Genomic DNA, 23,472 nt, shown 5'->3' with positions numbered 1-23,472 from the left:
TCATGCCACGGCCCGCGGACGGTGCCCGAGGGGTTTTTCAGGGCGCTGCGGGCAGGCCCAGCTCCGGATGCGCCTCCAGCAGCCGGGACGGGGCCGCCTGGCGCCACGAGTCGGCGAGGATGTCGCGCAGCTCGCCCTCGTCCTCCAGCGCGGCGAGACGGACCCGGACCCAGGCGAACTGCGCCTCGTGACCGGCGATCCAGAACTTCTCCGGCTCCGCCAGGACCAGTTCCTCGCGCTCCTCCTTCGGGCAGCGCACGGCTATGGAGGTCTCGTCCTCGGGCAGCGTGGCGAACATCTTGCCCGCGACCCGGAAGGTGGGCATGTTCCAGGCGGTCTTCTCCGCCGTGTCCGGCAGGGACAGGGCGACACGGCGTACGTCTTCTGCGTCCGGCATGCCCCGCACGCTAGCCCCTCCCACTGACAACGCCCGCCACGCCGACGCCCGCCACGGCGAAGCCGCGCGCCCCTACGCCGGCCCGTCCCGCCCCGTGCCTCCGCCGTCCCGCCCCGTGCCTACGCCGTCCCGCCCCGCGCCACCCCGCCCAGCGCGTCCAGCACCGGGCGGATCAGCGGATGCTCCTCCGCGCCCCGGCGCACCGCGGCGAACACCCGGCGCGTGGGGGCGATCCCGTCCACAGGGCGCACGACCACGCCTGTCAGGTCCATCCCGCGCAGCGCGGAGCGCGGGACAAGCGCCACGCCGACATCGGCGGAGGCGAGCGCCACCACCGCGCGGAAGTCGTCGGAGGAGTGTTCGAGGCGGGGCTGGAAGCCGGCGCTCTCGCAGGCCAGGACGACCACGTCATGGCAGGGGTTGCCGGGGTACGGGCCGATCCACGGGTCCTTCGCCAGCTCCGCGAGCGGCACCTCGGCGGCGCCGGCCATACGGTGGTCCACCGGAACGACGGCGTCGAAGGGCTCGGCGTAGAGCGGGACGTGGGTCAGGCGCGGGTCGTCGGCGGGCGGCGCGCCCCGGTACTCGACAGCGACGGCGACGTCGACCTGCCGGTCGAGCACCATCGGCAGGCTGGCGTCGCCCTCGGCGTCCTGGACGCGGATGCGGATGCCGGGGGCCGCGCGGGACAGCCGGGCCACCGCGGGGGCGACGACCTCGGCGATGCCGGTGGCGAAGGCGGCGACGGTGACCGTGCCGGCCTGCCCCGAGCCGTAGGCGGCGAGTTCGGCCTCGGCCCGCTCCAGCTGGGCGAGGACGACATGGGTGTGGGCAAGCAGGATCTCGCCGGCCGGGGTGAGCCGTACGCCCTTGGCGCCGCGCTCCACCAGGCGGTGCCCGGTCTCCTGCTCCAGGGCGGTGAGCTGCTGGGAGACCGCCGAGGGCGTGAGGTACAGCGCGGCGGCGGCAGCGGTCACCGTACGGTGGTCGGCCACCGCCCGGAGGATGTGCAGCCGCCGCGCTTCGATCATGTCAGCGATTATCGCAAGACTTCGGCCCCCGCCGGACCTGCGGCTCCCGGCCCGGAACCCGCCCGGCGCGGTCTCCGGTCGCCGGCCGGGCCCGCGGTCAGCCCTCCAGTTCCGCGCGGGCCGCGACGAACGCGTCCACCGCGCGGTTCACGTCGTCCGTCGAGTGGGCGGCGGACAGCTGGACGCGGATGCGGGCCTGGCCCTGCGGCACCACCGGGTAGGAGAAGCCGATCACGTACACGCCGCGCTCCAGCAGCAGTTCCGCCATCCGGCCGGCCTTGGCCGCGTCGCCGATCATCACCGGGGCGATGGCGTGGTCGCCGGGGAGGATGTCGAAGCCCTCCTCGGTCATCCGGGACCGGAACAGCGCGGTGTTCTCGGCCAGCCGCACCCGCAGGTCGTCGGCCGACTCCAGCAGGTCGAGGACCTTGAGGGAGGCGGCCGCGATCACCGGGGCGAGGGTGTTGGAGAACAGGTAGGGCCTCGAGCGCTGGCGCAGCAGGGCGACGATCTCGGCGCGGGCGGCGACGTAGCCGCCGGAGGCGCCGCCGAGGGCCTTGCCGAGGGTGCCGGTGATGATGTCGACGCGGTCCATGACGCCGTGCAGCTCGGGGGTGCCGCGGCCACCGGGCCCGACGAAGCCGACGGCGTGCGAGTCGTCCACCATGACCATCGCACCGTAGCGGTCGGCCAGGTCGCAGATCTCGTCCAGCGGGGCGACGTAGCCGTCCATGGAGAAGACGCCGTCGGTGACGACGAGCTTGCGGCGCGCGCCGCCCTCGTCGGCCTCCTTCAGCTGGCGCTCCAGGTCGGCCATGTCGCGGTTGGCGTAGCGGAAGCGGCGGGCTTTGGACAGGCGGATGCCGTCGATGATGGAGGCGTGGTTGAGGGCGTCGGAGATCACGGCGTCCTCGGGGCCGAGCAGGGTCTCGAAGACACCGCCGTTGGCGTCGAAGCAGGAGGAGTAGAGGATCGTGTCCTCCTGGCCGAGGAAGGCCGACAGGCGGGCCTCCAGCTCCTTGTGCACCTCCTGGGTGCCGCAGATGAAGCGCACGGAGGCCATGCCGTAGCCCCAGCGGTCCAGGGCGGCGTGGGCGGCGGCGATCACCTCGGGGTGGTCGGCCAGGCCCAGGTAGTTGTTGGCGCAGAAGTTGAGTACCTCGCCGGGGCGGCCGCCGGCGGTGACGGCGACGGTCGCGGACTGCGGGGTGCCGATGACGCGCTCGGGCTTGTGCAGTCCGGCCGCGCGGATCTCGTCGAGGGTGGCGCGCAGGTCGTCGCGCACGGAGTCGAACATGTGGATAGCTCCCGGGATGCTTGCGCTGGTGTGGGTCACGCGGTCCAGTCGAGGATGACCTTGCCGCCCTTGCCGCCGGCGGCGTCGGTGAAGGCCGCCTCGTAGTCGGCGTAGCCGTAGCGGCCGGTGATGACCGGCGCCAGATCGAGGCCGCCCTCCAGCAGCACCGACATGGCGTACCAGGTCTCGAACATCTCCCGGCCGTAGATGCCCTTGATGGTGATCATCGAGGTGACGATGCGGGCCCAGTCGACGGCGAACTCCTCGGCGGGCAGGCCGAGTACGGCGATGCGGCCGCCGTGCGTCATGTTGGCGATCATGTCGCGCATGGCCTCGGGGCGGCCGGACATCTCCAGGCCGACGTCGAAGCCCTCGCGCAGGCCGAGCGCCTGCTGACCGTCGGCGATGGTGGTCGTGGTGACGTCGAGGGCGAGGCTGACGCCGATCTTGCGGGCGAGTTCCAGCCGCTCCTCGCTGACGTCGGTGATCACGACGTTGCGGGCGCCCGCGTGCCGGGCCACCGCCGCCGCCATCAGGCCGATCGGGCCGGCGCCGGTGATCAGCACGTCCTCGCCGACCAGCGGGAAGGACAGCGCGGTGTGCACGGCGTTGCCGAACGGGTCGAAGATCGCGGCGATGTCGAGGTCGACGGGGACACGGTGCACCCACACGTTGCCTGCCGGCAGGGCGACGTACTCGGCGAAGGCGCCGTCGCGGCCCACGCCGAGGCCGACGGTGGAGCGGCACAGGTGGCGGCGGCCGGCCAGGCAGTTGCGGCACTTGCCGCACACCAGATGGCCCTCGCCGCCGACCCGGTCGCCGATCTTGATCTCGGTGACGTCGCGGCCGGTGGCGACGACCTCGCCGACGAACTCGTGACCGATCACCAGCGGGGTCTCGATGGCCTGCTGCGCCCAGCCGTCCCAGGCCCGGATGTGCAGGTCGGTGCCGCAGATGCCGGTCCGCAGGACCTTGATCAGCACATCACCGGGCCCGACGGCGGGCTCGGGCACGTCCGCGAGCCACAGCCCGGGTTCCGCCTTCTCCTTGACCAGCGCCTTCAACGCTACGGCTCCTGTACGTCGGGCCCCGGGTCCAGGCATGCCGAACGGGCCCGCATCCGGGGTGAGGGGTGGATTCGATCTGCAATCTGCCGTACGGCGGCGCGCTGGTCCATCGAGACTTTCTTAAGCGCGGCCACAGCTTTGCTTCACGCCGCCCGACTGGAGTCACGGCGGTCCGGTCCGGGCTCACGGCGGCCCCGGGCCGAAGGAGCGGCGGCCCCGGACCGGAGGCCGGGCGGCCTCAGCGGCGCAGCCCCTCCGGTCCCGGCCGTTCCAGCCGCGGGACGAGTTCCGCGGCGGCGGACTTGATGGCGTCCAGGCCCTCGCGTCCCCACGGCCGCGGCTCCATCGCGACGACGCACACCGTGCCCAGCACGGTCCGCGCGCTGTCGATGAGCGGGGCGCCGAGGTAGGAGCGGATGCCGTACTCGTCCACGACGGGGTTGCCCGCGAAGCGCGGGTAGTCGCGGACGTCCTCCAGCACGAGTGCCTTGCGCCGGACCATGACGTGCGGGCAGAAGCCGTGGCCGCGCTCCAGGCTGCGGCCCACCTCGCGCCGGACCCGCTCGGCGCCGGCGCCGGCCGGCGCGGCGGCGCTGTCGACGTTCAGGACGGTGCGCTCGGGCCGGTGCAGTCCGGCGAAGAACTGCCGCTCCTCGTCCGGGAGGTTGACCATCGCGTACGGGGCCCCGGTCAGCTCGGCGAGGTGGTCCGCGAAGGCGTCGAGGGCCGGTTCGGGACGCTGCCCGAGGCCCAGTTCGCGCAGACGTGCGGCGCGGGCGGGGGCCTCCTTGTCCTCGGGGGTGAGCAGCAGGCGACCGGCCGGGCGCGGCGGGTCGTAGCTCATGGCCGGGCTCCGGCGCTGTGCGGGTGTGTCATGTACGGGCTCCGTGGCGGGGTGCGGGGTTCACATCGGGGCGGCGGGCGGGTCGCGGGGCGGGCGGTCACATGTGGGCGCCGTGGGTCGGTGCGGGGGCGGGGGTCTGGGCGAGGAGGTGCCGTACCAGGGTCAGCAGGGTCTGGACGCCCGAGCTGGAGATCCGGGCGTCGCAGCGCACCACGGGGATGTCCGGGGCGAGGTCGAGGGCGGCGCGGACCTCCTCGGGGTCGTAGCGGTGGGCGCCGTCGAACTCGTTGACGGCGATGATGAAGGAGAGCCCGCGCTGTTCGAAGAAGTCGACGGCGGCGAAGCACTCCACGAGACGGCGGGTGTCGGCGAGGATCACCGCGCCGAGGGCTCCCTCGGACAGTTCGTCCCACATGAACCAGAACCGCTCCTGACCGGGCGTGCCGAACAGGTAGAGCACGTGGCGCGGGTCGAGGGTGATGCGGCCGAAGTCCATGGCGACGGTCGTCTCGACCTTGTTCTCGACGCCGTCGAGGTTGTCCGTGTCCGCGCCGGCCGTGGTGAGCAGCTCCTCGGTGCTGAGCGGCGCGATCTCGCTCACGGCGCCGACGAAGGTGGTCTTGCCCACGCCGAACCCGCCGGCCACGAGGATCTTCAGCGCGGTCGGGAAGGGGTCGGAGCGGCCCTGGTGGTCGGGGCCGCCGGCGTGGTCAGAGCTGTCGTCGTAGTCCATCGAGCACTGCCTCCAGAAGGGCCCGGTCGGTGGGGTGGTGGTGGAACTCGGGGGGCTTGGTGGTCAGCGCGCCGCAGTCGACGAGGTCGGACAGCAGCACCTTGGCCACCGCCGCGGGCAGTCTCAGCTGGGCGGCGACCTCGGCCACCGAGACCGGCGCGAGGCACAGGTCGAGTGCCTGGCCGTGCTCGGGGCCGAGATACCCGAGGGGGGTGACGCCGGTGGCCATCACCTGCGACATGAGGTCGAGTGCGACGGTGGGCCGGGTGCGGCCGTTGCTGACCGTGAAGGGGCGCACCAGCCGTCCGGCCGCGTCGTCGAGCCAGGGCCCGTCGCCGGCCGCCGCCGCGCTCAAGGCCGCAGCGCCGGATGGTCGGCGGTGTGCTGGCGGGGCGCGGTCACGAGGTAGGGGCGGACGCTCTTGACCAGCATCGCCATCTCGTAGCCGAGCACGGCGGCGTCGGCCTCGCGGCCGGCGAGCACGGCGAGACAGGTGCCGGAGCCGGCGGTGGTGACGAACAGCAGGGTCGAGTCGAGTTCGACGACGACCTGCCGTACGTCGCCGCCGTCGCCGAAGCGGACGCCGGCGCTGCGGCCGAGGGAGTACAGCCCGGAGGCCAGGGCCGCCATGTGGTCGGCGCTGTCGGCATCGAGGCCGTGCACGGACTTGACCAGCCCGTCGCAGGACAGCAGGACCGCGCTGGTGGTGTGCGGAACGCGCTGGACGAGGCCGCTCATCAGCCAGTCGAGGTCGGAAGCATGGCCGGTCGGCGCATCGCTCGCCATGGTGGATCGACTCCTTGGGGTACGAAGGTCTGCGGGAGCGCAAGTGGGGGTGGGGTCGGGTGCGGGGGTCGGGGTGGTCATCCGGCGGACGCGCTCCCGTCGTGCCGGGGGGCGGGATCCGGTGCGGGCGTCTCGTGGGGGGCGTCGGACGCGCTCGGCGGGTACGGGTCCGGCCGGTCGGGCTCACGGCGGCGCTCGGCGGCCTCGGCGAGTCCGATCCCGCGCTGGAAGGCGGCCATCAGACCGGGGTCGTGGCCGGGGGTGTGCTCGCTGTCCTGGCGGGGCGCGGGGCCGCCGCGCAGTTGCGGGACGATGTGCTCCTGGGCGCGGCGGCGGGGCAGTCGGGGCCGCTCCATGGTGCCGCGCACGACGCCGGTGCGGGGGGTGGGCATGACGCCCTCGTGCGCGGCGACGGCGGCCCGGTCGCCGGGCCGGATTCCGGGCGCCGCCTCCGCCGGGTTGGCCCGCCCCTCGCGGTCGCCGCGCCGGGGCAGCGGCGCGGGACCGCCGCCGGGCCGGGTGGCGTCCGGGGTGCGTACGTCCGTCCCGGGAACGCTGTCCGGGAGGCGTACGTCCGTTCCCGCCGCGCTGCCGGCGGGGGCGGCGGCGTGCGCTCCCGCGCCGGGACGGCCGGTGCCTTCCGTGGCCGCCCGCTCGAAGGCACCGAAGTCACCGGCCGGTACCGAAGCGGACGCCGGGCCGGCGGAGACCGACAGGCCGGACAGGGGAGCGGGGCCGGACGGGGCGGCCGGGCCGGGCACGGTCGCCGGACCGGACGAAGCGGCGGGGCCGGACGGCGGCGCCGGGTCGGACCGGGTCACGGACCCGGGCGGGGTGACGAGGCTGAACTGCCCGGAGGAGTCGGCCGTGCCGAAGGGCACCGGCACCGGCTCCGGCTCCGTCGTTTCGACGGCGTGGGCCGGTTCGGGCGCACGGGGCGCTTCAGCGGCCCTCGGCACTTCGGTCGACTGCGGCGCCTCGGTCGTCCGCGGCCCCTCGGACGCGCCGGGCGGCCGTTGCCCGGCCGCACCCGCCGTGCCCGCCGCAGCAAGCGCCTGCGTGGGCCTGCGCGCCTGCGCGACTCCCCCGGCGCTCTCGGGGAGCGCCGCCGGTTCGGCCCCCAGCAGTGCCTGCGGCACCACGAGGACGGCCTGGACGCCGCCGTAGATGTTGGTCTGGAGGCGGACGGTGATGCCGTGGCGGCGGGCGAGCTGGGAGACCACGAACAGGCCGATCCGGCCGTCGGCGAGCAGGCTGGCGACGTTGACCTGGTCCGGGTCGGCGAGCAGCGCGTTCATCCGGACCTGCTCGCCGACCGGCATGCCGAGGCCCCGGTCCTCGACCTCGACGGCGAGCCCGGAGGTGACGAGGCCCGCGCGCAGCAGGACCTGGGTGTGCGGAGCGGAGAACACGGTGGCGTTCTCGACGAGTTCGGCCAGCAGGTGGATGACGTCGGCGACGGCGTGTCCGCGCAGCCGCCCGTCGACCGGCGGGACGAGTTTGACGCGGGAGTACTGCTCGACCTCGGCGATGGCGGAGCGCAGCACCTCGGTCATGGGGACCGGGTTGCTCCACTGGCGGCGGGAGACGGCGCCGCCGAGGACGGCGAGGTTCTCGGCGTGGCGGCGGATGCGGGTGGCGAGGTGGTCGACGTGGAAGAGGCCCTTGAGCAGGTCGGGGTCCTCGATCTCGTTCTCCAGCTCGTCCAGGATGGAGATCTCCCGGTGCACCAGGGACTGGAGCCGCCGGGCGAGGTTGACGAAGACCTCGAGTTTCTGTTCGCTGCCGGCCTGGCTGGAGAGCTGGGCGGCCTGGACGACGGCGGCGACGGCCCCGTCGTGGGCGCGGGACAGGTCGGCGGCGAGGAGTTCGAACTCGTCGGCGTCGTCGGGCGGTCCGCCGCGCGACCTGCGCTGGGGCGCGGCCTCGCCGTGCCGCAGGGCGTCGACGAGGGTGTGCAGTTCGGCCTCGCGGCGCGTGGTGGCGTCGCGCAGCGCGTCGAGCCGTACGTGCACGGACCGGGCGGCGCGGCCGGCGGCGACCGCGGCGATGACGATGCCGGCGAAGGCCACCGACGAGGCCCCGGCGAGGACCGCGTAGAGGGCGGGTCCGGTGCGCGCCCCGGTGGACCGCACGGTGAAGAGCACGGCGGCGACTCCGCAGAGGGCGACCGCGGTGGGCGGCAGCACGGCGAGGCGCAGCAGCTGGGGCCGCAGCCGGGGTTCGGGCAGCGAGGGGGCGGTGCGGGCCACCGGCCGTCCGTGCCGTCCGCCCTCACGGCGGTCTGCGCGGGCGGCCGGGGGGCGGAGGTGAGACATCTGTTCCTCGTACGGGTCCGTCGGGCCGGTGTGCTCGTGCGGGGGGGCGCGAGCGGGCGTGCGCCATCGCTGTGCCGGGCCGACCGGACCGCAGGCGATGCGGCGCTACGTCGTCCGACGGACACTCACGGTAGTCACCAACCCGTCATGTGCGGCGGGCAGTTGCCAAAATCCCCCGGGAAGCGCCCCGCTCTGGTATGAGACGTCGTACGACAGACCGATAACGTGCCGGACCCCACAGGGGTTACGGGCGCACCGCGGAACGGCCCTCCGGCGCGGCCCACATCACGGGCGCCGAGCATCCTCGCTCCGAATTTCCCGCGGCTGGTCCAGTCCGAGCCCCCGGCCGCTGTGCAGGAGCATGACCGCCCTGACCGAGAATTGGTCTAGTCCCTTTTTGGTCCAGACCATTGACCTGCCCGGTGTGCGAGCGCACCATCCCATACGGCTCAACCCCTTCCTCGCGTACGGGAACTGACCTTCCCCCACCTCTCACACCGGGACTGACATGAGACTCATGCGTTCCTTCCGCGCGGCGCTCACCGCGGCCGTCACCACGGCGGCCTCGGTGGGCCTCGCGCTCTCGGCCACCGGCAGCGCCCAGGCGGCGACCCCGCTGCCCGCCCACGTCTTCGCCCCCTACTTCGAGGCCTGGACCGGCGAGAGCCCGGCCGCGCTGGCCGCCCAGTCCGGCGCCAAGCACCTGACGATGGCCTTCCTCCAGACCGCCTCGAAGGGCTCGTGCACGCCGTACTGGAACGGCGACACCGGCATGCCGATCGCCGCGTCCACCTTCGGCGGCGACATCAAGACCATCCAGGCCGACGGCGGCGACGTCATCCCCTCGTTCGGCGGCTACACGGCCGACACCACCGGCACCGAGATCGCCGACAGCTGCACCGACGTCCAGCAGATCGCCGCCGCGTACGAGAAGGTCATCACGACCTACGACATCTCGCGGCTCGACATGGACATCGAGGTCGACTCGCTGGACAACACCGCGGGCATCGACCGCCGCAACAAGGCCATCAAGCTGGTCCAGGACTGGGCGGCGGCCAACGGGCGCACCGTGCAGTTCTCGTACACCCTGCCGACGACCACGCACGGCCTGGCCGACAACGGCGAGGCGCTGCTGCGCAACGCCGTCAGCAACGGCACCCGGATCGACGTCGTGAACCTGATGACGTTCGACTACTACGACAACCAGTCCCACGACATGGCGAAGGACACCCAGACCGCCGCGCAGGGCCTGGTCGACACGCTCGCCGAGCTGTACCCGAACAAGACCCCGGCGCAGCTGTGGAACATGGTCGGCGTCACCGAGATGCCCGGCGTCGACGACTTCGGCCCGGCCGAGACCTTCACCCTGGCCAACGCCACCACGGTGTACAACTGGGCGGTCTCCAAGGGCATCAACACCCTGTCCTTCTGGGCGCTGCAACGGGACAACGGCAGTTGCGCGGGCGGCGCCGCCGCGGACAACTGCTCGGGCATCCAGCAGAACACCTGGGACTTCACCCACATCTTCGCGCCGTTCACCGGCGGCGGCAGCACCCAGCCGGGCAACGACTTCTCCGTCTCGCTCGGTTCCGCCTCCGGCACGGTGACGGCCGGCCAGTCCGCGACCACCTCGGTGAAGACCGCGGTGACCTCGGGCCAGGCGCAGACGGTGAAGTTCGGCGTGAGCGGGGCCCCGGCGGGTGTGACCGCCTCCGTGAGCCCCTCCTCGGTCTCGGCGGGCGGCTCCGCGACGCTCACCGTGGCCACCACCTCGGCCGCCGCCTCGGGCACCTACACCCTCACGGTCACCGGCTCCAGCGCCTCCGGCAGCCACTCGGCGACGTACACCCTGACCGTCACCGGCGGCAGCGGCCACCAGTGCACCGCCGCGCCGTGGGACAGGAGCGCCGTCTACACCGGCGGCCAGACGGTCTCGTACAAGGGCCACAACTGGAAGGCCAAGTGGTGGACGACGGGCGAGGAACCCGGCACCACGGGTGAGTGGGGTGTCTGGCAGGACCTCGGCGCCTGCTGACCCGACGACCCTCCTCCCCGGGCCTGACCCCCACACGGCCCGCCTGCGGCCCGGACCGCGCCTCGCCCGGCGCGCCCTCCGGGCCGCTCGGCCCTGCACCGGGGGCCCGCCTCGACGGAGCGGTTCGCAGGAGGAGTGCGGCCCGCCACGCCGTTTCCGTCCGCCCCCTCCCGTTCGTTCAGGGCTACGCCTCCTGCCGTACGCCGAGGACGTCCAGCAGCGCGCGGGTGGCCGGGCTCGGGTTGAAGCGGCTCCAGGCCAGGTACTCGATCCGCCGCGGGCCGTCGACCACCGGGACGAGCGCCAGCTCCCCACTGGCCTCGGCCAGCGGGCGGGCGAACGCCGACGGCAGCAGCGCGACGCCGAGCCCGCGCGCGATCAGCCCGGTCATCAGCTCGATGACACCCGCCTCGTAGGCGACGTCACGGGCCAGTCCGGCGGCGGCGAACGCCCGGTCGGACTGGGCTCGGGCGGGTGTGCCGCCCACGAAGTCCACGAACGTCTCCCCGGCGATCTCCCGCAGCGTGACCCGGCCGGCGCCCGCGAGCCGGTGTCCGGCCGGCACCACCAGGACGTGCCGGTCGCGGTCGAGCACGAGCGTCCGCACACCGGAGGGGGGCTCGTCCTCGGGCAGGCCGAGGAAGGCGATGTCGAGGTCGCCGTCGCGGATCGCCGCGACCAGCCGGTCGCTGCGTTCGGAGCGCAGGACGACCCGGACGTCCGGGTGCCGGGCCCGGTATCTCCGCAACAGCTCGGGGACGTCGACGGCGGCCGTCGTCACGATCACGCCGACCGCCAGCCGGCCGCGCACCACGCCCGCCGCCGCGGCGGCGTCCACGGCCGCGCGGTCGGCCGCGGCCAGGCACTCCCGCGCGCCGGCGAGGAACGCCTCCCCGGCGCTGGTCGGCTCGACCCGGCGGCTGGAGCGGGCGAACAGCTTCACCCCCAGCTCCCGTTCGAGCCCGGCGATGCGGTGACTGAGCGAGGACTGCACCACGGAACAGCGCTCGGCGGCGCGGGTGAAGTTGCGGGTCTCGGCGAGGGCGACGACGTAGCGCATCTGCTGGAGGTCCATCCGGCCATCGTGCTCGTTCATCGCTGCCATGAAAAGCATGCTTTGGATTCATGGCCGGCCGGGCCGAGACTCGGGGGCATGCACACCTCGACCGAACGGTCGCCGGGCCCGCCGCGGACCTCCTCCGCACACCGGGCGGCGACCGTGGCCCTGACCGCCCTCGCCCCGGCCTCCTGGGGCACCACCTACGCGGTGACCACGCAGCTCCTGCCGCCCGGCCACCCGCTGTTCGCGTCGCTGACGCGGGCCCTGCCCGCCGGGCTGGCCGCCCTCGCGCTCACCCGCGTCCTGCCGCGCGGCGACTGGTGGTGGAAGGCCGCCGTCCTCGGCGCGCTCAACATCGGCGCGTTCTTCCCGCTGCTGTTCCTCGCCGCCGAACGCCTCCCCGGCGGTGTCGCGGCCACGCTCGGCGCGGCCCAGCCGCTGCTGGTGGCCGCGGTGGCCGTCGCCGTGCTGCACGACCGGCCGACGCTGTGGCGGCTGGCCTGGGGGGTGATCGGCGTGGCGGGCGTCGGGCTCGTCGTGCTCGGGCCGGGCGCCCGGCTGGACGTCCCCGGGGTCCTCGCCGGCCTCGGCGGGACGGCGACCATGGCCGTCGGGGTCGTCCTCACCAAGCGCTGGGGCCGCCCGGCGGGGGTCGGCCCGATGGCGCTGGCCGGGTGGCAACTGACCGCGGGCGGGCTGCTGTTGCTCCCGGTCACCCTGACCGTCGAGGGCGTGCCGCGGGACATCGACGCCGGGGCGGTGGGCGGCTATCTGTGGCTCGGCGGCGTGGGCGGTCTGATCGCGTACACGCTGTGGTTCCACGGGATCGGGAAGCTGCCCGTCGGCGCCTCGGCGCCGCTGGTGCTGCTGTCGCCGCTGGTCGCGGCGGTCGTCGGGGGCGCGCTCGGCGAGTTGCTGAGCCTGGTCCAGAGCCTCGGCTTCACCCTCGCCCTGGCCGCGCTGCTCGCCGCGCAGCTCACACCTGCGCCCCGGTCCGCCCGCCGCGCGCCTGTGCAGCCGCCCCCGGCGCCACACCCACGAGCGGACGACACACGCGCACACGCGCCGCGGGAGGACGCGGCACGCGAAGAGACCGTACGAGAAGGACACCTGTGATGCAGCCCGCCACGCGGACGGACACCGCCCTCGGGGCGGCGACCGCCCGCACGGAAGAACCGGAGGAACCGGAAGGAACCGGAAGACCTGACCGTCGCCGTGCTCGGCGCCACCGGCACGGCCGGCGGCCGGGTGAGCGCGGAGGCCGCCGCGCGAGGGCACCGGGTGCTCGCGCTGTCCCGCGGACCGGCGCGCGAGAGCCCGGCCGTGACGCCGCTCGCGGCCGACCTGAACGATCCCCGGACCGTACACCGCGCGCACGCGGGCTCCGCGGCGTACGGCGCCGCGGACGCCGTGGTGACGGACGTCCGGACGCAGCCGGTGGACCCGGAGTTCCTGGTCGGCGCGACCCGTACGGTGCTGGACGCGGCCGCGCGGCTCGGCGTCCGCGTCCTGGTGGTCGGCGGCGCCGGAGCGTTGCGCAGCCCCGGCGCCCCCGGGCTGCTGGGCGCTGAGGACCGCAGCGCGTACCGGCCGCGACACGCCCGGTGGCCCTCGCCGGAACCGCCCGGTTGCGGGCCTGCCGGACCCACCCCGACGCGGACCGGCTCTGTCTGCGCCCGCCGGCCCTGCTGGAACCCGGCGAGCGCACCGGCCGCTGTCGGCGCGGCACCGACACCCTGCTCGCCGCCGCCGACGGCCGGTCGTCGATCAGCGTGGAGGACCTGGCGGTCGCCGTGCTGGACGAGGCCGAGGACCCGGGCCGCGAACGCCTCGTCACGGTCGTCCACGCCGCCGGGGGCCCGCGCCGGTCGCGGAATCCTCCTGGGGAGCCGGTCGCGGAACCCCGCTGGGGTCTTTCGGCTGGATCAGGCCGGATCAGGGAGCGGGATCCGGTGAGGGGGGCGCCTCCCACGCCGTCCAGGCAGTGGGGGAGCCTCGCGAGGCGGAGGAGGGCGGCATGGCGGAGCCATGGCGACCGACGGCGACGCGGCGTGGGGGTCCCCTGCTCGAAGAGCATGGGGGAACGGTGCCGGGGCCCGCGAGCCCGGCATGATCCGAACGAGAGGACCTAGGGAAGCGGAACCGCGGCGCCCGTGACCTCGATGCCGCTCGACGGGTCGGCCGGCACGCCCACCGTGAGGAGGCTCGGACGCCCCATGTCCACGCCCTGGTGCAGGGTGAGGACGGCGGGCGGGGCGATCAGCCCCAGTTCGCGCAGATAGCCGCCGAAGGCGGCCGCCGCCGCGCCGGTGGCCGGGTCCTCGACCACGCCGCCGGGCGGGAAGGGGTTGCGGACGTGGAAGACGGTGTCCGACTCACGCTGGACCAGCGCGACGGTGGTCCAGTCCCGGCGGGCCATCAGGGCGTCGAGGGCGGCCATGTCGTAGTCGAGGCCGGCCAGGCGCTCACGGCTGCCGGCCGCGACGACCGGGTGCCGGGCGCCGCCGTAGGCGACGCGGGGCGGCAGCGCGGGGTCGAGGTCGGCGGCGGACCAGCGCAGCGCGGCGAGGAGTTCGGCGAGATCGGCCTCGGCCAGCTCCTCCGTGCGCGGCGGCACGCTCACCAGGGTGGCGGTGACCGACCCGTCCGGCTGCGCCGAGGTGGTCACCGTGACCTGACCGGCCCGGGTGTGGAGCAGCAGCTCGCCGACGCCGTGCCGACGGGCGTGGGCGACGGCGGTGGCGATGGTGGCGTGACCGCAGAACGGCACTTCGGCCTTCGGGCTGAAGTAGCGGATGTCGAGCGCCCCGTCCGGGCGGGGCACGGCGAAGGCGGTCTCGGAGTAGCCGACCTCCGCCGCGACGGCGCCCATGGCGGCCTCGTCGAGACCGGTGGCGTCCAGCACCACACCCGCCGGATTGCCGCCCTGGGGGTCGGTGCTGAAGGCCACGTAGCGCAGGATGTCCATGATCCGAACGTAGCCGCCGCGCGCCGGGAGCGCCAAGGGATACGGACGATCAGCACGGGCAACCCCCGTGCACCGCTCGTAGGTTCGCGGATTGCGGCGAGCCGGGGTCAGTCCTCGGCGACCAGGTCGAGGCCGCGGGTCGTCTTCAGGGCCAGGTGCGGGGCCGGCCACTCGCGGGCGAGGCTCTCGGAGACGTCCCGCCACCACGGGTGGGCGGGGATCTCGCCGGCCGGTTCGAACGGCAGGCCCGGGACCGGGCAGGCCACCGCCTGGCCGACCGCCTCGCCGGCGGCCAGCGTCCACTCCCCCGGCTCCGCCCAGGCGTGCGGGGCCAGGTTGAAGGTGGCCCAGTGGATCGGCAGCAGCACACCGTGCGGCGCACCCCCCTGGAGATCGAGATGGGCGCGCACGCCCTCCTCGGGGGTCATGTGGATGTCGGGCCAGAACTCCGAGTAGGCGCCGATCTGGATCATCGTGGCGTCGAACGGGCCGTGCTCGGCGCCGATGTCCATGAAGCCCTCGAAGTAGCCGGTGTCGCCGCTGTGGTAGACGCGGTGCTCCTCGCCCACCACCACCCAGGACGCCCACAGGGTGTGCTGGGTGTTCCGCAGACCGCGGCCGCAGAAGTGGCGCGCCGGGGTGGCGGTCAGGGTGAGGCCGCCGACCTTCGTGGCCTCGTGCCAGTCCAGCTCGCGCAGCCGGTCGGCGGAGACCCCCCACCGCTCCAGGTGGGCGCCGACGCCGAGCGGTACGGCGAAGAGGGTGTCCGTGCCCGCCAGCGCCTTGATCGTGGGCATGTCCAGGTGGTCGTAGTGGTCGTGCGAGATGACGACCACGTCGACCGGGCCGAGCGCGGCCAGTGGCAGCGGTGCCGGATGCAGCCGCGCGGGACCGGCGAACGGGAACGGGGAGCAGCGCTCGCCCCACACCGGGTCGAAGAGCACCCGCTGCCCGTCGATCTCCGCGAGCACGCTGGAGTGGCCCAGCCAGGTCAGCCGCAGGCCGGTGGCCGCGGGGCGGGCCAGGTCGGCGTAGGTGGTCGGGTGGACCGGCACCGTGCCCTGCGGGGAGCGGCGGGGGCGCTGCTCCTTGTCGAGGTACAGCCTGGCGAAGTCGAGCATCGAGCCGGAGGGCCGGGTGCGCGCGGGGCCTCCGGGGTTCTGGAAGACGCCGTCCTTGAAGTGGGGCGAGCGGCGGATACGCGCCATGCGCGCTCCGTCGGGGTCCGCGCCGAAGGCCTCGGGGCGCAGTGCGCGCAGCCCGGAGCTCGAGAGACGGAAGCCGGACACGGTACCTCCAGTGGGGTCGGTCAGATCTCCATTATGAAGGGAGCCCGCGACAACCGGACTCCGCCTCCGGTTCGTGCGCTGCCGCCCGGGCCCGCCCCTCCCGTGCGGGGGTTGCACCGCGGGACGGCAATTCGATTGCCTCACGGGCAACACCCGTTAGGGTGACGGCGTGGCGAGATTGCGGTTGAGCGTGGCTGAGCGGCGCGAGGAGTTGCTGCGGGCCGCCATCGAGCAGATCGAGGCCCGGGGCGTTTCGGCGGTGCGGATCTCCGACGTGGCGTCGGTGCTCGGCGTGAGCAACGCGCTGGTCCTCTACCACTTCTCCACCAAGGAGAAGCTGGTCGCCGCCGCGTTCGCGCACGCCGCCGAGGACGACCTCACGCACCTGCGCAAGCTGCTCGGCCGGCGCACCACGGCGCTGCGCCGGCTGCGGGCCGCCGTGCGCTGGTACGCGCCCACCGGTACGGCCAAGGGCTGGCGGCTGTGGATCGAGGGGTGGTCGGCCGCGCTGCGCGAGCCGGCGCTGCGCGAGGTGGCGCGGGACCTCGACCGGGAGTGGAAGGCGGCCCTGACCGAGGTCCTGGCCGAGGGGGTGGCGGCGGGCGAGTTCTGCTGCCCGGACCCGGCCGGCACCGCGCTGCGGCTGACCGCGCTCCTGGACGGGCTCGCCGTCCAGCTGACCTCGTACGGCGGCACGGTCGCCCGGGCCCGCGCCCAGGAGTGGGTGGACGACGCCCTGCTCCGGGAACTCGGCCTGGACCGCGGGGCCCTGACCACGACGCGGTGAGCGACGTACGGGGCGGGGGCGCGGACCCTGCCTGCGGCCACGGCCCGCCGGCGGTACCCGGAGCGGGCGGAGGACCCGACGGCCGCAGCGCGGCGAACGCCCCCGGAGCGGGCGGCGGATCCGGCGACCACACCCGGAGCCGGGCGGGGGATCCGACGGCCGCAGCGCGGCGGCGACGACACGGAGAAGGGGCTCGCGGGACCCCCGTCCGGGTCCCGCAAGCCCCTCCGCCTCACTGACGCTGCGTCAGGCCACTGCGGCGATACGCGACTTGATGTCGTCCGGCGACAGCGTGCCCTTCGCCGTCACGTGGTCGCCCGAGGACTCGCCGCGCAGGCGGCGGCCGATCCACGGGACCAGGTACTCGCGCGCCCAGTGGACGTCGTCTCGGCGGACCTCCAGGGTGCCGCGGGGCGGCAGCGGCGGCCAGGACTGCTCCGGGTCCGCCGGGATCTCCAGGCCGAGGACCTGCCCGGCGCGCAGCGCCACACGCGTGTGCCCCTCGGGCGAGAGGTGCAGGCGGTCGTGGTCCCAGGCGCGGCGGTCCTGGACGGCCCGCAGGGACCACAGGTCAAGCACCGGGCAGCCGTAGCGGTCGGCGACGGCCCGCACATGCCCGTTGTACGTCGCGATCTTGCCGCGCAGATGCTTGAGCAGGGGCACCCCGCGGGTGTCGAAGCCGGTGGTCACCATGACGGTGCCGGCCACGGCGGCGAGTCGGGCCACCGCCTTCTCGAACCGTTCGGCCACGTCGTCCGGGTCGGTGCCGGGCCGGATGATGTCGTTGCCGCCCGCGCAGAACGTGACGAGGTCGGGGGCGAGTTCCACGGCCCGGGGCACCTGGTCCGCCACGATCTGGTCGAGCAGCTTCCCCCGTACGGCGAGGTTCGTGTACCGGAAGTCGCCCTCGGGACGGCGGTCCGCGAGCAGGACGGCGAACCGGTCGGCCCAGCCGACGAACGCCCCGTCGGGGCCGGGGTCGCCGACGCCCTCGGTGAAGCTGTCCCCCACCGCCACGTACGACCCGATCACTGCTGTGCTGTCACTCTTCGAATCGTCTGCCACGTCGGCCCATGATTCACCTTGGAATGTGACTTACGCGACCGTAGGAAGGGGTTGACGGTCGGTGAGATAAGCCACTTCAACTTCCTGGATCATCCGGGAATACACGGTGCCGGGCGGTGACGGGGCAGGTGGGGCGCGTGGCCGTCGGCACGCCGTTGCCCCGGGAAGCCATGTCGTATCGTCGTAGCGCGCCCGCCGACGAGCCGTGGAGCGGGGCCGACAGGGAGGAGTTCCCGTGACGCAGCAGGTCCCGTCGACCGAGCCCGAGCTGGCCGGAGTGCGCAACTTCCGCGATGTGGGCGGGCTGCCCACGACGGACGGACGACGGGTGCGGCACGGGGTGCTGTTCCGCAGCGGGCATCTCGCGCACGCCACCGCGAAGGACACGGTGTTCCTCGCCTCGCTGGGGCTGCACACCGTCTTCGACTTCCGCAACGCGGCCGACCGCAGGCTGGAGGGCCCGGACGTCGAGCTGCCCGGCGTGCGCAACGTCAACCTGCCGCTGAGCGACCCGGCCGACGGCGCGGAGTTCTGGAAGATGGTCCGCGACGGCGATCTGGACCAGCTGCGGTCGATCCTGGCCGACGGCAAGGGCGAGGCCCGGATGATCGCCTCGTACCGCACGATCGTCAAGGAGCGCACCGGCGAGCACTCGCGGGTGCTGCACGCCATCGCCGAGGACAGCGTCCCGGCGCTGATGCACTGCGCCGCGGGCAAGGACCGCGCGGGCCTGTCCATCGCCGTGACCCTGCTCGCCCTCGGGGTGGAGCGGGACGCGATCGTCGCGGACTACCTGGAGTCGAACGCCAAGCACCGCCGCTACAAGGTGCACCGCTCCAGCACCTCGCCCTCGGCGTACTCCCCCGAGGTCATGGAGCTGCTCAGCCCCCTGTTCGACGCCCGCGCCGAGTATCTGACGGCCGCCCTGGAGACCATCGAGGAGACCTGGGGCGACGTGGACGCCTATCTGGAGCAGGGCCTGCGGCTCGCCCCGGCGACCCGGGAGCGGCTGCGCGAGCGCCTGCTGGACTGACGGGCGGGGCCGGTCCGGCGCCGGGCGGAGGCCCGAACCGTCCGCCCCCCCGGGCACCGCGCGCCCGCTACTTGGCGCCCACCTCGAACAGCAGCCAGATGAAGGCGGCGAAGACGTGCCCGACGGCGATGTAGATGATGAGCCGGACCCACAGGGCGCGGGGGAACTTCTCTTCCATGTCGGTCATGGCGTGTCTCCGGTGTGGGGGCCCAGGCACAGCGCGGCCGTGGGACTCTGCAGCAGGGTGTGGACGAAGAGCAGCTCGAGCCCGTCGGGGTCCTCGGCGGCGATCCGGTGCGGGGTCAGCGAGTCGAAGTGCGCGCTGTCCCCCGGCGCCAGCAGGTACGAGGTGTCGCCGAGCCGCAGCCTGAGCCGCCCCTTGAGGACGTACAGCCATTCCTCGCCGGGGTGGACGCGGACGATGTCGCCCTGGGAGCCGTGCGGGACGCGCACCCGCAGGGACTGCATCCCGCGGCCGGGCGAACCGGCCTGCCAGTACGTCCAGCCGCCGGCCCGGGTGGGTTCCATGTCCCCGGCGCGCACGATCGCGTCCCGGTCGGCGACCGTCTCGCCGAGCAGTTCGGAGACCGTCGTACCGTAGACACGGGCCAGCGCGAGCAGCATCGGCAGCGAGGGCTGGCGCTGTCCGGTCTCCAGACGGGAGAGGTGGGCGGGCGACAGCCCGGCGGCGCGGGCCGCGGCCTCCAGGGTGAGGGAGGCGCGGCGGCGCAGCGCACGCAGCTGGGGCGCGACGGCGTGCAGGTTGTCGGCCGGACTCGCCGAGGGCTCGGACTCGGAGGAGCTCATGCCTCCATTCAGCCGCACCTTTGCCTCTGCGGCAAATTTGTTGCCTCAGAGGCAAAAGTCTCGCGGGGGCCGCGGCCCGGTCCGCCGAGGTCCCGTTCAGCGGCTGCGAAGAACCTCCTTCAGCGGTTGGCGACGGCCTGCTTGACCAGTGTCTTCCCGAAGTCCCACATCAGTCCGCCGCCGTGCGCGTCGTCCATCACGGTGGTGAAGGAATCCACGAACCGGTCCACCTCCTTCTCGCCGACGATGAGCGGCGGGATCAGCTTGATCACCTCCAGGTGGTCGCCGGAGACCTGGGTGAGGATGCGGTGCCGCTGGAGCAGCGGGACGACGACCATCTGCGCGAACAGGCCCTTGCGGGCCGCCTGGAGCATGGTCCACCGACTGCGCAGCTTCAGCGACCTGGGCCGGCCGAACTCGATGCCGATCATCAGGCCCCGGCCCCGTACGTCGGCGAGCAGCTCGTACTTGTCCTTCAGCTCCGCCAGCCGGGACCTCAGCAGTTCGCCGGTGGCCCGGGCGTTGGCGACGATCTGCTCGTTCTCCATGACCGACAGCACGGCCAGGCCCGCGGCCATCGCCTGCGCGTTGGACCCGAAGCTCGCCGAGTGCACCAGCACCCGGTCGATGGAGGAGTAGACCTTCTTGAAGATCCAGTCCTTGCCGAGTGTGGCGCCGACCGGCACATAGCCGCCGGACAGTGCCTTGGCGACGCACACCAGGTCCGGTTCGACGCCGTCCTCGTGCTGGTAGGCGTAGAAGTCACCGGTGCGGCCGAGGCCGGTCTGCACCTCGTCGGCGATGAGCAGCGCCTTGTGCCGGTGCAGCAGCTCCTGGGCGGCACGCAGATAGCCGGGCGGGGTCTCGTGCACGCCCTTGCCCTGGATGGGCTCGACGATCAGGGCTGCCACGTCGCCCTTCCCCAGCTCCCGGGCGAGCGCGTCGAGGTCGCCGAGGGGTACGGCGGTGTCGGGCAGCAGCGGGGCGAAGCCGTCCCGGAAGCCCTCCTCGCCGTTGACGGACAGCGAGCCGGCGGTCAGGCCGTGGAAGGAGTGCTCGCAGTACAGGACGCGCGGCCGTCCGGTGGCGCGGCGGGCGAACTTCAGCGCGGTCTCCACCGCCTCGGTGCCGCTGTTGCCGAAGAACACGCGGTCAAGGTGCGGGCTGTGGGCGAGCAGCCGCTCCGCGAGCAGGCCGGGCAGCGGCTGGCAGTCGAACCGGGTCAGGTCGGCGAGCTGGGCGTCCAGCACGTCGTGCAGCGCCTTGCGGACGACGGGGTGGTGGCGGCCGAGGCCCATCACCCCGAACCCGGAGAGCATGTCGAGGTAGTCGTTGCCGTCCGCGTCCCAGAAGTAGGCGCCCTCGGCCCGCTCGTACACCTTGTCGAAGCCGATGGTGTGCAGCATGCGCGGCAGCTGGTGGTTGAGGTGCTTGGCGTGCAGCTCGTAGCGCTCGGCTCCCCGCTCGGCCAGCAGGGCCCCGAGGTCGAACTCCGTGGTCATTCAGTTGTCTCCTTGACTGGCATGGGGGCCCCGGCCGCCTCGGCGGACCGCGGGGCCGGTACGTCCGCGCTGCGCTCCCGTACGGCCGGGCTCGCGCCGATCCGGCCGGCGATCTCGACCGGCGTCAGCCCGATGTCGGCGAGCACCTCGCCGCGTTTGGCGTGCGCGAGAAACTGCTCGGGGATGCCGAACCGCCGTACGGGAACGTCCACGTCGGCGTCGCCGAGAGCCAGGGAGACGGCGGAGCCGACACCGGCCGCCCGGCTGTTGTCCTCCACGACGGCCACCAGCCGGTGTGCGGCGGCGAGGCCCGGCAGGGCGGGGTCGACGGGTTTGACCCAGCGCGGGTCGACGACCGTGCAGCCGATGCCGCGGGCCTCGAGCAGTTCGGCGGCCCGGAGGCAGACGGGCGCCATCACGCCGACGGCGACGAGCAGCACCTGGGGCCGCTTCGCCCGGTGCAGGACGTCCATGCCGCCCACCCGGTCCACGGCCGGGATCTCCGGTCCGACGGACTCCTTGGGGAAGCGGACCAGGGTGGGCGCGTCGTCCACGGCGACGGCCTCGCGCAGCTGGGCGCGGAGCTGGGCGGCGTCGCGCGGCGCGGCGATGCGCAGTCCGGGGACGACCTGGAGGACGGACATGTCCCACATGCCGTTGTGGGAGGGGCCGTCGGTGCCGGTGACGCCGGCCCGGTCCAGGACGAAGGTGACCCCGCACCTGTGCAGGGCCACGTCCATGAGGAGCTGGTCGAAGGCGCGGTTGAGGAAGGTGGCGTAGACGGCGACGACGGGGTGCAGTCCCCCGGTGGCGAGGCCGGCCGCGGAGACGGTCGCGTGCTGCTCGGCGATGCCGACGTCCCACACCCGGTCCGGGAAGCGCTCGGCGAACTCGGCGAGACCCACCGGGTGCAGCATGGCGGCGGTGATCGCCACCACGTCCTCGCGCTCCTCGGCGATGCGCACCATCTCGTCGCCGAACACGGAGGTCCAGGACGGTCCGCCGGACGGGGCGAGCGGGGCGCAGGTGAGCGGGTCCATCGCGCCGACGGTGTGGAAGTGGTCCTCCTCGTTCGCGAGGGCCGGTTCGTAGCCGCGGCCCTTCTCGGTGAGGCAGTGGACGAGGACCGGCCCGTGGAAGCGTTTGGCGCGGCGCAGCGCCGACTCCAGGGCGCGCAGGTCGTGCCCGTCGATCGGGCCGACGTACTTCAGTCCCAGGTCCTCGAACATGCCCTGGGGGGCGAAGGCGTCCTTGAAGCCCTTCTTGGCGCCGTGCAGCGACTCGTAGAGGGTGCCGCCGACGACCGGGGTGCGCTGGAGCACCTCCTTGCCCCAGGCGAGGAACTTCTCGTAGCCGTCGGTGGTGCGCAGGGTGGCGAGGTGGTTGGCGAGGCCGCCGATGGTGGGCGCGTAGGAGCGCTCGTTGTCGTTGACGACGATGATCAGGGGCCGGTCGCGGGCGGCGGCGATGTTGTTCAGCGCCTCCCAGGCCATGCCGCCGGTCAGCGCGCCGTCGCCGATGACCGCGACGACGTGTCCGCTCTCCCCGCGCACGTCGCGCGCCTTGGCCAGGCCGTCGGCCCAGCCGAGCGCGGTCGAGGCGTGGCTGTTCTCGATGACGTCGTGCTCGGACTCCTCGCGCGAGGGGTAGCCGGACAGGCCGCCCTTGCCGCGCAGCTTGGAGAAGTCCTGACGTCCTGTCAGGAGTTTGTGCACGTAGCTCTGGTGGCCGGTGTCCCACAGGATCCGGTCGGCGGGCGACTCGAAGACCCGGTGCAGTGCGACGGTGAGTTCCACCACCCCCAGGTTGGGCCCGAGGTGACCACCGGTCCTGGCGACCGCCTGCACCAGGAAGTCACGTATCTCGTCGGACAGTTCCCCGAGTTCCGCCTCGGACAGCGCCTTCAGGTCGTGTGGTCCCCGGATGCTCTCCAGAATGGTCACACTGGGCCCCCTCTCGGTCCGTGCCGTTCGTCAACTCACCGTCACCGTCGGTGTCCCGGTGCCGGAGGCGTCCGTCGTGACGCCGTTCTCCTCCATTCGCTCGGCCAGCTTCATGGCCTCCTCGATCAGGGTCTCCACGATCTTCGACTCCGGCACGGTCTTGATGACCTCGCCCTTCACGAAGATCTGCCCCTTGCCGTTGCCCGACGCCACACCCAGGTCCGCCTCACGCGCCTCACCCGGACCATTGACGACACACCCCATCACCGCGACCCGCAACGGCACCTCCATACCCGTCAGACCCGCCGTGACCTCCTCCGCCAGCTTGTACACATCCACCTGCGCCCGCCCGCACGACGGACACGACACGATCTCCAGACCCCGCTGCCGCAGATTCAACGACTCCAGGATCTGGATACCGACCTTGACCTCCTCCGCCGGCGGCGCCGACAACGACACCCGGATCGTGTCCCCGATCCCCTGCGAGAGCAGCGCACCGAACGCCACCGC

The 23,472-nt window shown here is 73.6% G+C and carries 22 protein-coding genes and 1 pseudogene; 5 read left to right on the top strand and 18 right to left on the bottom strand.

What is annotated here, in order from left to right:
* Positions 1-37: 37 nt before the first annotated feature.
* The 9 genes from AB0N63_RS17145 to AB0N63_RS17105 all read right to left on the bottom strand — a co-directional run bounded on the left by AB0N63_RS17145 (position 38) and on the right by AB0N63_RS17105 (position 8,473).
* A complete protein-coding gene (locus AB0N63_RS17145) occupies positions 38-397 on the bottom strand; it encodes an MmcQ/YjbR family DNA-binding protein (protein WP_365529804.1) in 360 nt (119 codons plus the stop codon).
* Positions 398-516: 119 nt separating this feature from the next.
* Positions 517-1,428, bottom strand: a complete 912-nt coding sequence (locus AB0N63_RS17140) for a LysR family transcriptional regulator (RefSeq protein ID WP_365529803.1) — start codon at positions 1,426-1,428, stop codon at positions 517-519.
* A gap of 97 nt (positions 1,429-1,525) precedes the next feature.
* Positions 1,526-2,725, bottom strand: a complete 1,200-nt coding sequence (locus tag AB0N63_RS17135; protein WP_365529802.1) for a glycine C-acetyltransferase — start codon at positions 2,723-2,725, stop codon at positions 1,526-1,528.
* 35 nt (positions 2,726-2,760) lie between these two features.
* The gene (tdh, locus tag AB0N63_RS17130) at positions 2,761-3,789 is read right to left on the bottom strand and encodes an L-threonine 3-dehydrogenase (protein WP_365529801.1); all 1,029 of its coding nucleotides are present in this window, start codon (positions 3,787-3,789) and stop codon (positions 2,761-2,763) included.
* 241 nt (positions 3,790-4,030) lie between these two features.
* Positions 4,031-4,636, bottom strand: a complete 606-nt coding sequence (locus tag AB0N63_RS17125; protein ID WP_365529800.1) for a GAF domain-containing protein — start codon at positions 4,634-4,636, stop codon at positions 4,031-4,033.
* 97 nt (positions 4,637-4,733) lie between these two features.
* On the bottom strand, positions 4,734-5,369 hold the full coding sequence (locus tag AB0N63_RS17120) for an ATP/GTP-binding protein (protein WP_365529799.1): 636 nt from the start codon (positions 5,367-5,369) through the stop codon (positions 4,734-4,736).
* On the bottom strand, positions 5,347-5,724 hold the full coding sequence (locus AB0N63_RS17115) for a DUF742 domain-containing protein (protein ID WP_009191638.1): 378 nt from the start codon (positions 5,722-5,724) through the stop codon (positions 5,347-5,349). The genes AB0N63_RS17120 and AB0N63_RS17115 overlap by 23 nt, the downstream gene beginning before the upstream one ends.
* Positions 5,721-6,155 carry a roadblock/LC7 domain-containing protein gene (locus AB0N63_RS17110; protein ID WP_009191637.1) on the bottom strand — a complete coding sequence of 145 codons (435 nt, stop codon included), beginning with the start codon at positions 6,153-6,155 and terminating at the stop codon, positions 5,721-5,723. Before AB0N63_RS17110 ends, AB0N63_RS17115 begins: the two co-directional genes overlap by 4 nt.
* 77 nt (positions 6,156-6,232) lie before the next feature.
* Entirely contained in the window at positions 6,233-8,473 is a 2,241-nt protein-coding gene (locus tag AB0N63_RS17105; RefSeq protein ID WP_365529798.1) for an ATP-binding protein, read from the bottom strand.
* A 508-nt stretch (positions 8,474-8,981) separates the two neighbouring features.
* On the opposite strand from AB0N63_RS17105, the gene AB0N63_RS17100 reads away from it, so the two are divergent.
* A complete protein-coding gene (locus tag AB0N63_RS17100) occupies positions 8,982-10,508 on the top strand; it encodes a chitinase (RefSeq protein ID WP_365529797.1) in 1,527 nt (508 codons plus the stop codon).
* 184 nt (positions 10,509-10,692) lie between these two features.
* On the opposite strand, the gene AB0N63_RS17095 is transcribed toward AB0N63_RS17100, so the two are convergent.
* On the bottom strand, positions 10,693-11,583 hold the full coding sequence (locus AB0N63_RS17095) for a LysR family transcriptional regulator (RefSeq protein WP_365529963.1): 891 nt from the start codon (positions 11,581-11,583) through the stop codon (positions 10,693-10,695).
* Between the two features lie 78 nt (positions 11,584-11,661).
* Between AB0N63_RS17095 and AB0N63_RS17090 the strand changes: the two genes are divergently transcribed.
* Complete coding sequence (locus AB0N63_RS17090; RefSeq protein WP_365529796.1) at positions 11,662-12,684, top strand: EamA family transporter; 1,023 nt, start codon at positions 11,662-11,664, stop codon at positions 12,682-12,684.
* An 87-nt stretch (positions 12,685-12,771) separates the two neighbouring features.
* Positions 12,772-13,415: pseudogene (locus AB0N63_RS17085) on the top strand (NAD(P)H-binding protein); the annotation flags it as partial.
* A gap of 281 nt (positions 13,416-13,696) precedes the next feature.
* Here the strand turns inward: AB0N63_RS17085 and AB0N63_RS17080 are convergent.
* Both AB0N63_RS17080 and AB0N63_RS17075 read right to left on the bottom strand, forming a co-directional pair.
* Complete coding sequence (locus AB0N63_RS17080; protein WP_365529795.1) at positions 13,697-14,536, bottom strand: PhzF family phenazine biosynthesis isomerase; 840 nt, start codon at positions 14,534-14,536, stop codon at positions 13,697-13,699.
* Positions 14,537-14,643: 107 nt separating this feature from the next.
* Positions 14,644-15,825, bottom strand: coding sequence for an MBL fold metallo-hydrolase (locus AB0N63_RS17075; protein WP_365529794.1), 1,182 nt, complete (start codon positions 15,823-15,825; stop codon positions 14,644-14,646).
* A gap of 190 nt (positions 15,826-16,015) precedes the next feature.
* Between AB0N63_RS17075 and AB0N63_RS17070 the strand changes: the two genes are divergently transcribed.
* Positions 16,016-16,612: a TetR family transcriptional regulator C-terminal domain-containing protein gene (locus tag AB0N63_RS17070; protein WP_365529793.1), complete on the top strand. Its 597-nt coding sequence runs from the start codon at positions 16,016-16,018 to the stop codon at positions 16,610-16,612.
* 246 nt (positions 16,613-16,858) lie between these two features.
* On the opposite strand, the gene AB0N63_RS17065 is transcribed toward AB0N63_RS17070, so the two are convergent.
* A complete protein-coding gene (locus tag AB0N63_RS17065; RefSeq protein WP_365529962.1) occupies positions 16,859-17,644 on the bottom strand; it encodes an SGNH/GDSL hydrolase family protein in 786 nt (261 codons plus the stop codon).
* A 268-nt stretch (positions 17,645-17,912) separates the two neighbouring features.
* On the opposite strand from AB0N63_RS17065, the gene AB0N63_RS17060 reads away from it, so the two are divergent.
* Positions 17,913-18,710, top strand: coding sequence for a tyrosine-protein phosphatase (locus AB0N63_RS17060; protein WP_365529792.1), 798 nt, complete (start codon positions 17,913-17,915; stop codon positions 18,708-18,710).
* Positions 18,711-18,777: 67 nt separating this feature from the next.
* On the opposite strand, the gene AB0N63_RS17055 is transcribed toward AB0N63_RS17060, so the two are convergent.
* From AB0N63_RS17055 to AB0N63_RS17035, 5 genes are all read right to left on the bottom strand, one after another.
* Positions 18,778-18,897: a DUF6126 family protein gene (locus AB0N63_RS17055; RefSeq protein WP_019984828.1), complete on the bottom strand. Its 120-nt coding sequence runs from the start codon at positions 18,895-18,897 to the stop codon at positions 18,778-18,780.
* Positions 18,894-19,517 carry an XRE family transcriptional regulator gene (locus AB0N63_RS17050; RefSeq protein ID WP_365529791.1) on the bottom strand — a complete coding sequence of 208 codons (624 nt, stop codon included), beginning with the start codon at positions 19,515-19,517 and terminating at the stop codon, positions 18,894-18,896. Before AB0N63_RS17050 ends, AB0N63_RS17055 begins: the two co-directional genes overlap by 4 nt.
* 119 nt (positions 19,518-19,636) lie before the next feature.
* Positions 19,637-21,019 carry an aspartate aminotransferase family protein gene (locus AB0N63_RS17045; protein ID WP_365529790.1) on the bottom strand — a complete coding sequence of 461 codons (1,383 nt, stop codon included), beginning with the start codon at positions 21,017-21,019 and terminating at the stop codon, positions 19,637-19,639.
* A complete protein-coding gene (dxs, locus tag AB0N63_RS17040; RefSeq protein ID WP_365529789.1) occupies positions 21,016-22,962 on the bottom strand; it encodes a 1-deoxy-D-xylulose-5-phosphate synthase in 1,947 nt (648 codons plus the stop codon). Before dxs ends, AB0N63_RS17045 begins: the two co-directional genes overlap by 4 nt.
* Before the next feature lie 30 nt (positions 22,963-22,992).
* Positions 22,993-23,472: flavodoxin-dependent (E)-4-hydroxy-3-methylbut-2-enyl-diphosphate synthase (locus tag AB0N63_RS17035; protein ID WP_365529787.1), on the bottom strand; the 480-nt coding region annotated here is incomplete at its 5' end.

Source organism: Streptomyces sp. NPDC093260, from assembly GCF_040683715.1.
GTDB classification, from domain to species: Bacteria; Actinomycetota; Actinomycetes; order Streptomycetales; family Streptomycetaceae; genus Streptomyces; species Streptomyces sennicomposti.
The sequence above is the reverse complement of the archived record's forward strand: the minus strand, read 5'-3'. Positions and strand labels throughout refer to the sequence as shown.

Coding starts and splice junctions, on each gene's coding strand:
- AB0N63_RS17145 (WP_365529804.1), bottom strand. CDS start 397: ATGCCGGACGCAGAAGACGTACGCCGTGTCGCCCTGTCCCTGCCGGAC.
- AB0N63_RS17140 (WP_365529803.1), bottom strand. CDS start 1,428: ATGATCGAAGCGCGGCGGCTGCACATCCTCCGGGCGGTGGCCGACCAC.
- AB0N63_RS17135 (WP_365529802.1), bottom strand. CDS start 2,725: ATGTTCGACTCCGTGCGCGACGACCTGCGCGCCACCCTCGACGAGATC.
- AB0N63_RS17125 (WP_365529800.1), bottom strand. CDS start 4,636: ATGAGCTACGACCCGCCGCGCCCGGCCGGTCGCCTGCTGCTCACCCCC.
- AB0N63_RS17120 (WP_365529799.1), bottom strand. CDS start 5,369: ATGGACTACGACGACAGCTCTGACCACGCCGGCGGCCCCGACCACCAG.
- AB0N63_RS17110 (WP_009191637.1), bottom strand. CDS start 6,155: ATGGCGAGCGATGCGCCGACCGGCCATGCTTCCGACCTCGACTGGCTG.
- AB0N63_RS17105 (WP_365529798.1), bottom strand. CDS start 8,473: ATGTCTCACCTCCGCCCCCCGGCCGCCCGCGCAGACCGCCGTGAGGGC.
- AB0N63_RS17100 (WP_365529797.1), top strand. CDS start 8,982: ATGAGACTCATGCGTTCCTTCCGCGCGGCGCTCACCGCGGCCGTCACC.
- AB0N63_RS17095 (WP_365529963.1), bottom strand. CDS start 11,583: ATGGACCTCCAGCAGATGCGCTACGTCGTCGCCCTCGCCGAGACCCGC.
- AB0N63_RS17090 (WP_365529796.1), top strand. CDS start 11,662: ATGCACACCTCGACCGAACGGTCGCCGGGCCCGCCGCGGACCTCCTCC.
- AB0N63_RS17080 (WP_365529795.1), bottom strand. CDS start 14,536: ATGGACATCCTGCGCTACGTGGCCTTCAGCACCGACCCCCAGGGCGGC.
- AB0N63_RS17055 (WP_019984828.1), bottom strand. CDS start 18,897: ATGACCGACATGGAAGAGAAGTTCCCCCGCGCCCTGTGGGTCCGGCTC.
- AB0N63_RS17050 (WP_365529791.1), bottom strand. CDS start 19,517: ATGAGCTCCTCCGAGTCCGAGCCCTCGGCGAGTCCGGCCGACAACCTG.
- AB0N63_RS17045 (WP_365529790.1), bottom strand. CDS start 21,019: ATGACCACGGAGTTCGACCTCGGGGCCCTGCTGGCCGAGCGGGGAGCC.